This window comes from Paenibacillus sp. FSL R7-0210 (assembly GCF_038009085.1).
GTDB classification, from domain to species: domain Bacteria; phylum Bacillota; class Bacilli; order Paenibacillales; family Paenibacillaceae; genus Paenibacillus_AQ; species Paenibacillus_AQ silagei.
This window is the reverse complement of record NZ_JBBPAR010000001.1, coordinates 4,885,925-4,898,908: the sequence shown is the minus strand read 5'-3', so window position 1 is coordinate 4,898,908 and position 12,984 is coordinate 4,885,925. Positions and strand designations below refer to the sequence as shown.

General features: G+C 55.7%; 13 protein-coding genes. 9 read left to right on the top strand and 4 right to left on the bottom strand.

Going from position 1 to position 12,984, the window contains the following annotated elements; genetic code table 11:
- Positions 1-74 precede the first annotated feature (74 nt).
- The 8 genes from recQ to MKY64_RS20600 all read left to right on the top strand — a co-directional run bounded on the left by recQ (position 75) and on the right by MKY64_RS20600 (position 8,624).
- On the top strand, positions 75-1,901 hold the full coding sequence (gene recQ, locus MKY64_RS20635; protein WP_036727639.1) for a DNA helicase RecQ: 1,827 nt from the start codon (positions 75-77) through the stop codon (positions 1,899-1,901).
- Between the two features lie 15 nt (positions 1,902-1,916).
- On the top strand, positions 1,917-3,854 hold the full coding sequence (locus tag MKY64_RS20630; protein ID WP_340955413.1) for a B12-binding domain-containing radical SAM protein: 1,938 nt from the start codon (positions 1,917-1,919) through the stop codon (positions 3,852-3,854).
- Between the two features lie 457 nt (positions 3,855-4,311).
- Positions 4,312-4,821 (top strand): GNAT family N-acetyltransferase, encoded by a 510-nt coding sequence (locus MKY64_RS20625; protein ID WP_340955411.1) that lies wholly within the window; start codon positions 4,312-4,314, stop codon positions 4,819-4,821.
- Positions 4,814-5,395, top strand: coding sequence for a nucleotidyltransferase family protein (locus tag MKY64_RS20620; RefSeq protein WP_340955409.1), 582 nt, complete (start codon positions 4,814-4,816; stop codon positions 5,393-5,395). Before MKY64_RS20625 ends, MKY64_RS20620 begins: the two co-directional genes overlap by 8 nt.
- Positions 5,396-5,422: 27 nt before the next feature.
- Positions 5,423-5,899: a histidine phosphatase family protein gene (locus MKY64_RS20615; RefSeq protein ID WP_340955407.1), complete on the top strand. Its 477-nt coding sequence runs from the start codon at positions 5,423-5,425 to the stop codon at positions 5,897-5,899.
- A gap of 114 nt (positions 5,900-6,013) precedes the next feature.
- Positions 6,014-6,856, top strand: a complete 843-nt coding sequence (locus tag MKY64_RS20610) for a hypothetical protein (RefSeq protein ID WP_340955405.1) — start codon at positions 6,014-6,016, stop codon at positions 6,854-6,856.
- Between the two features lie 79 nt (positions 6,857-6,935).
- Positions 6,936-7,184, top strand: coding sequence for a hypothetical protein (locus MKY64_RS20605; RefSeq protein WP_340955404.1), 249 nt, complete (start codon positions 6,936-6,938; stop codon positions 7,182-7,184).
- A gap of 36 nt (positions 7,185-7,220) precedes the next feature.
- The gene (locus MKY64_RS20600) at positions 7,221-8,624 is read left to right on the top strand and encodes an aldehyde dehydrogenase family protein (protein WP_340757849.1); all 1,404 of its coding nucleotides are present in this window, start codon (positions 7,221-7,223) and stop codon (positions 8,622-8,624) included.
- A gap of 78 nt (positions 8,625-8,702) precedes the next feature.
- Here the strand turns inward: MKY64_RS20600 and MKY64_RS20595 are convergent, their stop codons facing one another.
- The 4 genes from MKY64_RS20595 to MKY64_RS20580 form a co-directional block, all read right to left on the bottom strand.
- Complete coding sequence (locus MKY64_RS20595) at positions 8,703-9,653, bottom strand: alpha/beta hydrolase (RefSeq protein ID WP_340955402.1); 951 nt, start codon at positions 9,651-9,653, stop codon at positions 8,703-8,705.
- A gap of 89 nt (positions 9,654-9,742) precedes the next feature.
- Entirely contained in the window at positions 9,743-10,711 is a 969-nt protein-coding gene (locus tag MKY64_RS20590; RefSeq protein ID WP_036727649.1) for a type I phosphomannose isomerase catalytic subunit, read from the bottom strand.
- A 120-nt stretch (positions 10,712-10,831) separates the two neighbouring features.
- Positions 10,832-11,428: a tRNA (mnm(5)s(2)U34)-methyltransferase gene (locus MKY64_RS20585; RefSeq protein ID WP_036727651.1), complete on the bottom strand. Its 597-nt coding sequence runs from the start codon at positions 11,426-11,428 to the stop codon at positions 10,832-10,834.
- Positions 11,428-12,384, bottom strand: a complete 957-nt coding sequence (locus MKY64_RS20580; protein WP_036727652.1) for a TIGR01212 family radical SAM protein — start codon at positions 12,382-12,384, stop codon at positions 11,428-11,430. Before MKY64_RS20580 ends, MKY64_RS20585 begins: the two co-directional genes overlap by 1 nt.
- 244 nt (positions 12,385-12,628) lie before the next feature.
- Here MKY64_RS20580 and MKY64_RS20575 point away from each other — a divergent pair, with 244 nt between their 5' ends.
- Entirely contained in the window at positions 12,629-12,802 is a 174-nt protein-coding gene (locus tag MKY64_RS20575) for a hypothetical protein (RefSeq protein WP_179090500.1), read from the top strand.
- Positions 12,803-12,984 lie beyond the last annotated feature (182 nt).

Below are 12,984 nucleotides of genomic sequence, written 5' to 3'. Positions count from 1 at the left end.
GCTTCAGGCGGTTGCTTGGCAGCCGGTTGCCCGGTAAACTAAAAGGTAGAAAGCCTTAAGGAGTTTGAAGAGATATGGAGATGCAAGGATCATTAATGGAGCAGGCCCAGGCCGAGCTGCAAAAATATTACGGTTATCCCGATTTCCGGGACGGCCAGAAAAAAATTGTGAACAATCTGCTGGAAGGCCGCGATACGCTGGGCATTCTGCCTACCGGAGGCGGTAAGTCCATCTGCTATCAGGTTCCGGCGCTGCTGCAGCCGGGGCTTACCCTGGTCGTCTCACCGCTGATCTCCCTGATGAAGGATCAGGTGGATGCTCTTACGACGGCAGGGATTCCGGCTGCTTATATCAACAGCACCCTGAGCGGCAAGGAAGTGAATGAGCGCATCCGTGCGGCCCGCCGCGGCGACTTGAAGCTGCTCTATGTAGCTCCCGAGCGTCTGGAGCTGGACTGGTTCCGCCTGGAGATGGCGGGACTGAACATCTCCTGCGTAGCTGTGGATGAGGCGCACTGCGTCTCGCAGTGGGGCCATGACTTCCGCACCAGTTATCTGGCAGTGTCCCCGTTCGTGGAGCAGCTGCCGCAGCGTCCGATTCTGGCGGCCTTCACCGCTACAGCTACCCCGGAGGTCATGGAGGATATGGTCCGGCTGCTGCGCCTGCGCGAGCCGGGCGTCTTCATGACCGGACTTGGCCGCGACAATCTGGCGATGTCCGTGCTGCGCGGAGAGAACAAGCGCGAGTTCGTGCTGGATTACGCGGCTCAGCATGCCCATCAGCCGGGCATCGTGTATGCCGCCACCCGCAAGGAGGTGGATGATCTCTATCAGCGCCTCCAGGCCGCAGGAATCACCGCCGGGCGCTATCATGCCGGAATGAACGACCAGGAGCGGGCGGACAGCCAGGAAGGCTTCCTCTATGACGATATCCGCGTCATGGTCGCCACGAATGCCTTCGGGATGGGGATCGACAAGTCTAACGTGCGTTATGTCATCCATTACAATATGCCGAAGAACATGGAAGCTTATGTTCAAGAGGCGGGACGTGCCGGGCGTGACGGGGAGCCGAGCGATTGTATCCTCCTGTTCAGTGCGCAGGATATCATGACCCAGAAATTCCTGATTGAGCAGAACCCGCAGGACCCGGAACGTAAAGCCAACGAATACCGCAAGCTCCAGCAGATGATTGAATACTGCTATACCACCCGCTGCCTGCGCAGTGCGCAGCTCGACTATTTCGGCGAGAGTCATGACGATGATCACTGCGGGATTTGCAGCTCCTGTACCGACGAGCGTGAACTGGTCGATATCACCGTTGAAGCGCAGAAGATCTTCTCCTGCATCCACCGGATGCGGGAGCGTTATGGCGTGGCGCTGGTCTCATCCGTGCTGAAGGGCTCACGTAACCAGAAGGTGCTGCAATACGGGTTCGAGAAGCTGCCGACTCACGGCGCTATGTCCAGCCGCAGCGAGAAGGAGATTACCGAGATCATCAATATGCTGATCTCGGAAGGATATCTGGCCTTGTCCGAAGGCCAGTATCCGGTGGTCCGGCTGCAGCCGCTGGCAGCCGAGGTGCTGCGCGGCCAGCGCCAGGTGCATCAGCGCGTGGCCCGCACGCTGGTCACCTCCGGCACGCGGGACCGCAGCCGCTCGCGCGATACTTCGCCGTCTGCGGTCAACGAGACGGTGTTCGAGCAGCTGCGTCTGATCCGCCGCGAGCTGGCGGGGCGCGAGCATGTGCCGTCGTACATCATTTTCAATGATGCGACGCTGCGTGAGATGAGCGTGGTTTGTCCGCAGACAGAAGCGGAGATGCTGAGGGTGAAGGGTGTCGGTGAAGTGAAGTACCGGAAGTACGGCAAGGCCTTCCTGGAGTTTTTTCAAAATGACATGTAAAGAAGGTTATAAGGCATGAGAATCATCCTGGCCACATTAAATGCCAAATATATTCATACCTCGCTTGCGATCCGGCTGCTGAAGGCGTATAGCGAGCATGAGTTCGAGGATATCCTTTTGGCGGAATATACCATCAAAGATCCCGCGATGAACATCGTGTCTGACCTTTTTCAGAAGCAGCCGGATGTGATTGGCTTCTCCTGTTACATTTGGAACATCGAGGAGACCATCAAGCTGGTCGGTATTCTCAAGCAGGTCATGCCGGAGGTCAAGATTGTGCTGGGCGGGCCGGAGGTATCCTATGAGCCGCTCTACTGGATGAAGCGGGAGGCCGGAGTGGACTTTGTCGTGATCGGTGACGGGGAAGAGACCTTCCACCATCTGCTGCAGGAGATCCGGGATGAACATAAGTACCATTTCGTATACGGTGCGGCTTACCGCAAGGGCGAAGAGCTGATCGTTAATCCTCCCCGTCCCAAAAGTGATCTTAACACCCTGCCGACCCCGCACCGCTTCGCGGAGGATCTGCCGGAGCTGAGCAAGCGGATTGTTTATTTTGAGACGAGCCGGGGCTGTCCCTTCAACTGCCAATTCTGCCTGTCCAGCATTGAGGTGGGCGTGCGTTATTATGATATCGAACGGGTGAAGTCCGATCTGCTCTATCTGATTGAGGGCGGGGCCAAGGTGATCAAGTTCCTGGACCGCACGTTCAATATCAACCGCAATTATGCGATGGAGATGTTCCAGTTCCTGATCGATAATCATCAGGGCTGCGTGTTCCAGTTCGAGATTACCGCTGATATTATGCGTCCCGAGGTGCTGGATTTCCTGGCGCAGAACGCCCCTCCGGGCGTCTTCCGCTTCGAGATCGGCGTCCAGTCGACGAATGACGAGACGAATGAGCTGGTCAAGCGCCGCCAGAACTTCACCAAGCTGTCGCGCACTGTGATGAAGATCAAGGCCAGCGGCAACATCGACCAGCATCTCGATCTGATCGCCGGATTGCCAATGGAGGATTACGACACCTTCCGCAAGACGTTTAATGACGTCTTCGCCATGGAGCCGGAGGAGCTGCAATTAGGGTTCCTCAAAATGCTGCGCGGCACCGGGCTGCGCGCCCAGGCCGCCAAATATGACTATACGTATATGGAGCATGCGCCATACGAAATTCTCAGCAGCCATGTGATGCCGTTCGCCGATATTATCCGGCTCAAGCGGCTGGAGGATGTGCTGGAGAAGTACTGGAACAGCCAGCGGCTGGCTCATTCGGTCAAGTACCTGATCCGCCATGTCTTCCCGTCTCCGTTCGACTTCTTCCAGGAGTTCGGTGACTACTGGGAAGAGCGGGGCTGGCAGAAGATCGGGCATCAGCTGGAGGATCTGTTCACCCGGCTGCATGACTTCCTGACGGACCGGGGCACGGCCTCTATGGACATAGTCACCGGCCTGATGAAGCTGGACTACTTCCTCGCCCACAAGTACAAGCCCCGCAAGATCTGGTGGGACGATGTGCTTGATAAAGCGGAGTGGGCGAAGCACCTGAAGCAGATCGCCAGTCAGCCGGAGCTAATCTCGGCCAAGCTGGCGGAGGCCGGACTTAGCGAGCGGGAGCTCCAGAAGTTCATCGTGCTCGATGAGCTGCCGTTCCGGCTCGATCCGGTGCTGGAATCGATCAGCGGGCTACGCTATGACGGGGAGCTTGGCGCTGAGGCGGGGGTTGGAGCTTCTGGCGAAGGTGAAGCAGTTGCCGCAATCAAGGCAGAAGTATCGCCTCCGGCGGTTGCCGGGGGCGGCGGGAGTGAAGGCCGGGCGGCTGCAACGGCGGTCGCCGCCGGGAGCGGGGTGGCCCTGCCTGGTCCGCACCCCGGGGCAAGCGATGGCCGCACGCTGCTGGTCGTCCTGTATCAGCAGGACGAGAGCCAGCGGGCACAGTATTATACGCTGCCTTTGTAGGGGAATGCCCCTGACTACACTGGACACCTGCCTGCCGATGCGGATGTATGCGAAAAACCGAACACATCCGGCGTTCCGTGTGCGCGTGAACCAAGTGTAATCGAAAAACCGACCACAATTAGCGCTGTGTGGGCACGTCGGGCAATTGTAATCGAAAAACCGGCCACAATTGGCGCTGCGTGTGCACGTGAGCCAAATGTAATCGAAAAACCGACCACATTCGGCGTTGCGTGTGCGAGTGAGCCAAATGTAATCGAAAAACCGACCACATTCGGCGTTGCGTGCCCACGTGAGCCAAATGTAATCGAAAAACCGACCATATTTGGCGCTGAGTGGGCCCGTGGTCCAAATGTAATCGAAAAACCGACCACATTCGGCGAAGCGGCCGCAAGGGAGTATGAGCGGAAGTCGGTTACCTATGGGGGGCATACAGTTGAGTCAGGAGCAGCACATATCATTGTTTAGGTACGGTGACGAGCACGGGGAGCAATTCAAGGCCCAGTTACTTGGCTTTAAGCTTCCGGCGGAGCAGTTGCAGTTCACCGGTCTGCCGGAGGAGACGCTTCAGGACCTCAGGGAGGATGCCGGTAAGGCCGGGGTGGTTATTGCTCATGGAGAACGGGCGGTGGGCTTCTTCATCCTACATACTGGTGAAGGTATCTCGAATTTCTACCAGGACTACGAAGGAGCAGTTCTTCTCCGGGCCTTCCTGATGGACTGCGCCAGCCAGGGCCGCGGGTTCGCCAAAGCAGCCATGGCACTGCTGCCGGACTTCGTCCGCCGCCATTACCCTGAAGCCCGACAGACGGTGCTGGCTGTGAATGAACGCAATACCGCCGCCAGTCAGCTATATCTCCGCGCCGGATTTCAGGATCACGGCCTGCGGCGCAGTGGTAGCAAGGGAACACAGCTGATTTTGCAATATGGGCTGTCTGGCGGGAGTGTGGGGGATTTGGGCGATGGATAGTTGCGATGAAATGTATAACCGTCTTACGGAGCTATTCACCCGCAATACACTGCTAATGGATATTTTTAAGCGTGCCCAAGGCTTGGCCCCGTTCCCTTACTACATAGGTGCAGGATGCTTGGTGCAAACGGTGTGGAATGAGCTTACCGGGCGTGCGCCGGGGTACGGAATTAGTGACATCGATATTATCTACTATGATGCGGCTGATCTGAGTTATGCTGCTGAGGATAAGGTGGTTGCGAAGGGCAAGAAGCTTTTTGCGGGAATTGCTATCCCGGTCGATCTCAAGAATCAGGCCCGAGTTCATCTGTGGTATCTGCAGAAATTCGGTGTGGAGATCAACCCCTACCTCTCCCTGGAAGCAGCAATCGACAGCTGGCCGACTACAGTGACCTCGATGGCAGCAAGGCTTGAGCTGAACGGTGAATGGAAGATTTATGCCCCATTTGGTCTGGAGGATTTATTTCAATTAATTCTACGCCCCAACAAAGCACTGATCAGCGAGAAGATCTACGAAGCGAAGACGCAGAAATGGAAGTCGAAGTGGCCGGAGCTTACGGCGGTTCCTTGGTAGAATATATGTAAAGTTGGGGGAATATCAGTGACGCAATTCTATCTTATCCGCCATGGTGAACCGCAGTGGGATGTTAACGAGCAGTACAAGTTGAAGGGGCATGGCCGGGACCTGGTTCCGCTTACCGATGCAGGAGCTGAACAGGTGTCTCTGGCAGCACGGGATGAGCGTCTACGGGATGCTGAACTGATCGTCTCTTCTCCGTACACACGTGCTCTTCAGACCGCTGCAATTTTATCCAAGGAATTGGGTTTGGACATAAGGATTGAATTCGGTCTCAGAGAATGGCAGCCCGACTTAACTTTTGAATATGATTCATTGGAGCGGCTGGCAGAACTGGGGAGTGATTACGATGCTCATCATGGAGTGTACCCTCCCGGGGCAACTAAGCTGTGGGAATCCAAGGAACTGATGAGGAAGCGTGTGGAGAAGGTGATTAACCAATATTTGGGCTTCCAAAAGGTGATATTGCCGGACACGGTATGGCTTTTCGTACCTTGTTAGGAGAATTAGCTGAAATTCCACATGCCTCAATCAGCGAGTATACTAAAGTGAACACCTAGTTGTATTGGCTCTTTCCCTGCCTATCCTTCTAAATCGTGAATGGGGGAACGATGCATGCAACCGAAATTAATCTTAATCGAGGGTCTACCCGGCTTCGGGAAGTCCACAGCGGCACAGCTGGTTTACGAAATTCTTACGGAGGCGGGCAATAATGCTCAGCTATTCCTTGAGGGGAATTTGGATCATCCGGCGGATTATGACGGCGCCGCTTGTCTTACAAAGGCAGAGTACGATGAGCTGCTGGGGATGTGGGCCGATTCAAGGCATATATTAAGTCCGCGGACAACTTTTCATGACGGCTATTACCTTGTCGAATACCGGAAAATAGTAAATGAACACGAGCCTCTCCTTCCAAAGGAATGGATGGACACATTAGCCCGGAAGGATATCTATGAATTGCCGCTGGCTCAGCACAGAGAACTGATCACAGCAAAATGGCGGCAGTTTACAGAGAAGGCGCTACAGGGAACGGACACGTATGTGTTTGATTGCTGTTTTATCCAGAATCCTGTGACCATGGGGATGATCAAGCACGATGTTGCCGAGGAGTACATGATAGGCTACATTCAGGAGCTGGAGGCCATCATTAAGCCATTGAATCCGCTGCTGATTGTTATTGAACAGGACGATCTGGAGCATTCTTTCCGCAAAGCTGTCCGCGAGAGACCCCAAGAGTGGTCGGAAGGGTTCATCAAATATTACATCACCCAGGGGTATGGCTTAGGACAGGGCCACCAGGGCTTAGAAGGAACGCTTCAGGTTCTTGAGGCAAGACGGGAACTGGAAGAGAAGATATATGACGGCCTAACTATCGCCAAGAAAAAAGCAAATAACTCTTCGTATGATTTAAATGCCTACAAACAGGCTTTAGCGGAGGTTTTAGCAGAATATTTTTAGCGCGGCAACCGGCCGCAGTTAGGCCAACAAGATGCTGAAATCCTGGTTCAGGCTCTGGACGGAATGAAGCTCTTCGGATATGTCGGGCCGCTGGCAAATCTCGGTTATAGTACAGCCGCTATGGCAGTTTGGAGCTGCCCGTGAAAGCTATGAACAGCGGTTTACTCCTGAAGCCAGCGATGCGCTAGCGGTGCTGCTGCTGGAACTGCCACCAGCCTTGCGCTGGCACCGGAAGCAGGAGGTCCACCGTCATCTCGCCGGTCATCAGGGCGAGATTCGGGCAGCCGATATTCATACAGCATGGCTGCAACTTGCAAATAGGGAGTGAGAAAATTTGAAGCTGCAGGAATGTTACGGCTTATGGATGTCCGGCCAGTGGCACAAGGCCGGGAAATACAAGGACTTATATAATCCATACAGCGGGGAAGTATTGGCACGGATTGCCCAGGCAGATGCCTCTGAGGGAGTGCGGGCAATCGAGGCGGCTCACGAAGCCTTTGCTGTCTTCGGGCGGATGACGGCCTATCAGCGCAGCGAGATTCTATACCGGGTGGCCGGGCTGATTGACGAGCGCAGGGAAGAACTGGCCCGGGTGATAGCAATGGAAGCGGCCAAGCCCCTCAAGGCAGCCAGAGGCGAAATTGCCCGGACCGTGGAGACCTACCGTTTTGCAGCCGAAGCTGCAAAACAGGTGACCGGTGAGCAGGTTGCGATGGATGCGGCTGAAGGCGGACACCAGCATTTCGGCTTTACAATCCGGGTCCCCATCGGGGTTGTAACAGCTATTACTCCGTTTAATTTTCCGTTTAATCTGGTAGCCCATAAGGTGGGACCGGCCCTTGCGGCCGGCAACACCATTGTGTTGAAACCGGCGGAGCAGACACCGCTAAGCGGGTTGCTGCTTGCCGGGCTGTTTCAAGAGGCGGGGCTGCCGGCCGGAGTGCTGAATATTGTGACCGGTGAGGGAGCGGAGCTGGGGGAAGTACTGACGACCCATCCGCTGGTCCGCAAGATCAGCTTTACCGGGAGCTATGCCGTGGGCCAGCTGATTCAGCGGCAGGCGGGTTTGCGCCGCACCACTCTGGAGCTTGGGTCCAACGCTGCTTTGATTATTGATGAGAACACAGACATTGCGGCGGTTGCCGCCCGGTGTGTCAGTGGTGCTTTTGCCTATAACGGGCAAGTCTGTATTTCCTTGCAGCGGATTCTAGTCCATCAATCGCTCTATGAAGAATTCAAACAACATTTTGTCACAGCAGCAGCAAAGCTTATAACCGGGTCCCCGCTGGAAGAAGCTACGGATGTGACCTCACTGATTTCGGAGAAGGCGGCAGACCGTATTATGAATTGGATCGGGGAAGCCGTGGCAGGCGGCGCTGTGATCGAAACAGGCGGCCTGCGCTCAGCCAGAAATATTATTGCCCCTACCCTGTTGACTCAGGTGCCCCGCAGCGCCAAGGTATGGACAGAGGAGATATTCGGACCCGTTGCGGTGCTTCTGCCCTTTGACCACTGGGAGGAGGCAATCCGCGAGGTGAATTCTTCACGCTACGGTTTGATGGCGGGGGTGTATACCTCTGACATCAAGCGCGCTTTTCAGGCTGCCCGTGAACTTGAGGCCGGCGGTGTAGTCGTTAATGATATTCCGACGTTCAGAGTGGATCATATGCCGTATGGCGGTGTGAAAGACAGCGGTAAGGGAACCGAAGGCGTTGCTTACGCCGTACAGGAGATGACACAGCTGAAGCTGATATCTTTTAATGTGTAGAGACCGGTTACGCAATTCCAATAAACACAAGGCAGCGATCCTCCCAATAAGAGGGGAATCGCTGCCTTGTTGTTTTTGTTAATAACTAATCATGGACCCGGCAGGGAGATGGCGGGCGAGCCAGTCCAGCACATCGGCCGTGACCTCGTCCCGGTTGACCTCATTCAGCATCTCATGCCTTCCTCCCGGATACAGCTTGCATTCTACATCCTGAAGCCCCTGCTTCCGGTATAGCTCAGCCAGACGCATCACCCCTTGACCGTTCATCCCCACAGGGTCCTTCTCGCCCGCAAACAGGTAGACCGGCTTGTCGCTGCATAGGTGCTGAAGAGTGGACCTGGTATGAAGCTCACGCAGCAAATGGAAGAAGTCCCGGAAGAAGCGGGTGGTGCAGATCGCCCCGCAGTACGGGTCTGCAATGAACTTATCTACCTCCTCCGGATCACTGCTGAGCCAGTCAAAAGCTGTGCGGACCGGAGAGAAGGACCGGTTATAAGCGCCGAAAACAATGCCATTCAGCAGTACACTGCGGTGATGGTCGCCCTGCAGCCTTAACTGCATAGCCGACAAGGATTCTGCCAGCCGCAGCATGCTCCGGGGACCATTGGTGCCGCTGAGGATGAAGCCGCTGTAAATCTCATGCCCCTCTTCGCACATGAGCTTCTGAGCCAGAAACGAACCCATGCTGTGCGCGAACAGGTAGATCGGGGCATGCTCATGCCGGGAGCAGGCAACTCCCGCAAGCTGCAGCAGGTTGCGCCGCATCCAGTAGAAGCCGTTCTCCCCGCTGTCACCGAGCAGGTTGACTCTGCCGGCGGTAAGTCCATGCCCCCGGTGGTCATTGGCATACACGGCATAACCGGCTGCGGTAAGCGCCGAAGCGAACCGGGCATACCGCGCAGCCGTCTCACACATCCCGTGTGCAATCTGCACAATCCCCCGGATCTCCGTTCCCGTGTCCGGCAGCCATTCATAGACATGGATTTTGACATCTAAGGGATCAGTCATGGTAAAAGTGTTCTCAGTCATCGCCTGTCCTCCTGAAAGTGAAATTCAGCATTCCTAGCGTAAAGAGTACCTGGTGCTACACTGATCCAAGTGAAATGCAGTCTGGCTTCTTACGGCAGATAGGAGCGCAGCACCGTAGATTGTCCTTCAATGCTGTAAGCGCCAAGGCTGGACGGAAGCAGATAGCATTCGCCCGCTGCGTATGGCTGGGAGCCGCCGTCCCAGATCAGGTGGCCGCTGCCTTCGCAGATCACCAGGATGGTGAAGCTGTCATCGGTGGTGGCGAGCTGCCATTCGCCGGACACCAGACCTTTTTCCACGATAAAATAAGGGGAGGAGGCAATCTGCAGCCATTCACCGGCCACTGCACCATCGGTCTTCATCGAAGTCGCTCCTGCGCCTTCATAAGCGGTAACATTCAGGGAATCCTCGATATGCAGCTCACGCGGCTTCCCGTCCAGACCCGGACGGTCATAATCGTAAATCCGGTATGTAGTGTCAGAGTTCTGCTGGATCTCCGCTACAACGACACCAGCGCACAAGGCATGTACTGTCCCTGCGGGGATATAGAAAGAGTCACCGGCAGCTACAGTCACTTCCTGCAGGCTGTCCATAACCGTTCCGTTCTCCAGCGCGTCCTTCAGCATCTCGCGGGTGACGCCTTCCTTCAGGCCGTAGATGATTTTGGCGCCTGGCTTGGCGTCCAGCACGTACCACATTTCGGTTTTGCCCAGCTCGCCCTTGGGGAGTCCGGCATAATCATCCGTAGGATGCACCTGCACGGAGAGGTTGTCATTGCAATCCAGCAGCTTGATCAGCAGCGGGAATCTTCCGCCTTCTTCCGTGATGCCCTTGCTGCCGAACCACTCGTGCCCGAACTGCTCACGGATGGCATCCAGGCCTTGTCCGGCCAGCTCGCCGTTGACTACTGAGGAGGTGCCGTTCGGATGATCGGCAATCATCCAGCCTTCGCCGATATGGCCTTCCGGCAGATCCAGGCCGAATTTCTCCAGCGCTCGGCCTCCCCAGACACGTTCTTTGAATTCCGGCTGAAATTTCAGAGGATATGGTTTCGTCATTACAACATCTTCCTTCCTGATAATAGAATTGGCGATTTGTCTTGTCCCGGTCTGTCAACCCGATGATGGTGTCCCGGGAAAATACAATCGCTGCGAAAACTGGGCGATTGCAATCTCTGATCAGCTTCTTTTCTTCTCTACAGCTACTACGTACGGTGCAGACTCGCGCTGAAGCTGGCGGTACACGATGGTCTGCGCGTCCTGTTGGGCCAGTCCGGCGGCCCAGGCTTCGACAGCGGCGGCTTCGCGGCCGCCGCCTTCGTGGCCGGGATACAGCACGGCCGTGATGATCCCGCCCGGGCGGAGCAGCGCAAGCGACGCCTCCAGCGCGGCCAGCGTGCTTCCCGGCTCGGTGATGATAGTCTTATCGGCATCGCCTGCAGGCAGATAGCCGAGGTTGAACATCACCGCCGAGACCGTTCCGCGCCAAGCGGGCGGAACGGCTGCAGCCATGGCTGCATGGCTCTGCAGCAGCAGCGTCACGGGAGCCAGCGCAGCAGGCGCTTCCTCCCGGGCCAGCCGCAGGCGCTCGCCGGCAAGAGCCAGCGCCTGCGGCTGGATGTCGAACCCGTACACCCCGCCGCGCGGCCCGGCCGCTTTGGCGAGGAACAGGGTGTCGGCGCCGGTTCCCACGGTGGCGTCGATAGCCCGTCCGCCGGGCGGGAGCCGCTCAGCGGTCAGCTTATGGGCGAAGCTAAGGACAGACAGGAAGCCCATCAGCCCTTCCTCCAGTACTTACCCTGCCAGGTGTCCCTGGCAACCAGCTCCTGGTCAATGGCATTCAGCACTTCCCACTTCTTGAGGCTCCACATCGGGCCGATCAGAGCATCGCGCGGGGCATCGCCGGTCAAGCGGTGGACGATCATGTCCGGCGACAGAATTTCCAGCGAGTCGGCAATGAGCTTCACATATTCATCCTGCTCCAGGAACCGCAGCAGTCCGGCTTCATACTGCTTCACCATCGGCGTTTTGCGCATGAGGTGAAGCAGGTGGATTTTGATCCCCTGAACCCCCATATTCGCTACAGCAGCTACAGTCTCCAGCATCATCTCATGCGTTTCCTGCGGAAGACCGTGAATGATATGGGTACACACCCGGATGCCGTGACGGCGGAGCTTCGCAACAGCTTCAGTATAGCAGGCGGTATCATGCGCGCGGTTAATCAGATCCGAAGTGGACTGATGAATGGTCTGAAGCCCCATTTCCACCCATAGATAGGTGCGCTGGTTCAGCTCCGCGAGATACTCCACTACATCATCCGGCAGGCAGTCGGGGCGGGTGGCAATGGCGAGGCCGACAACCCCGGGCTGCTGCAAAATGACTTCATAATATTCCCTTAGCTCCTCGACGGGAGCATACGTATTGGTATAGGCCTGGAAATAGCCGATATATTTGGCATTCGGCCATTTCTGATGCTGGCGGTCGCGGATATGGTTGAACTGGGTGACCAGATCATCCCGGCGGCTTCCGGCGAAATCGCCTGACCCTCTGGCACTGCAGAATGTACAGCCTCCTTTGGCGATGGAACCGTCACGGTTCGGACAGGTGAAGCCCGCATCGAGCATGACCTTGAACACCTTGGTATCCATCTGCCCGCGCATTTCGTAGTTCCAGGTATGGAACCGTTTATCCCCCCACAGAAGCGGAGAGGAGGCCTGTAAAAGATTAGACATGTGCAGCTCCTTTCATTAACCTTCCCATTGTATCAAAAATCCGTGATGAACGTAACAATCCCTCCCGGAATTCCGCCGAAAAAAAACTAAAAATAGGCTGTGAATTACCGCTATTCGGCTTGAAAATGCTTACACATTATGTTATATTTAAAGTGTTAAAAAGCCGCTGCAGCAACCACAATCTTATGCTTGAATTCATAATTTCGTGTCGTCCGGTCCATACTAAACCTTAGAGGTGATAACGATGAATTCTCCAACGGTATTTGCTGATAACAAAGGTTCGATTGATGTGCAGCTGACTCCCGATGAAGCTCTCGCCCTGACAGGCGTAGAATTCAACGGCAACCACAAGATCAAGACAGAAGCGCAGCGGAAGATCCGCAATGCGTTCGAGAAGACCTTCGAGTTCGATAAATAAATGGCAGTCCGCTGAACGGCGGGCCGGTATTACAGATACAACACGCACGGAACTTTCGACCAGTCCAACAGGGGCGGGATGGAGGTTCCTTTTCTTTTGCTGAAATCCCTTTACTTTTGCCGGTAAGTTCGGCACAATATTGCAAGTGGCATTTATCCTATTCACAGATAAGGCAATAAAGA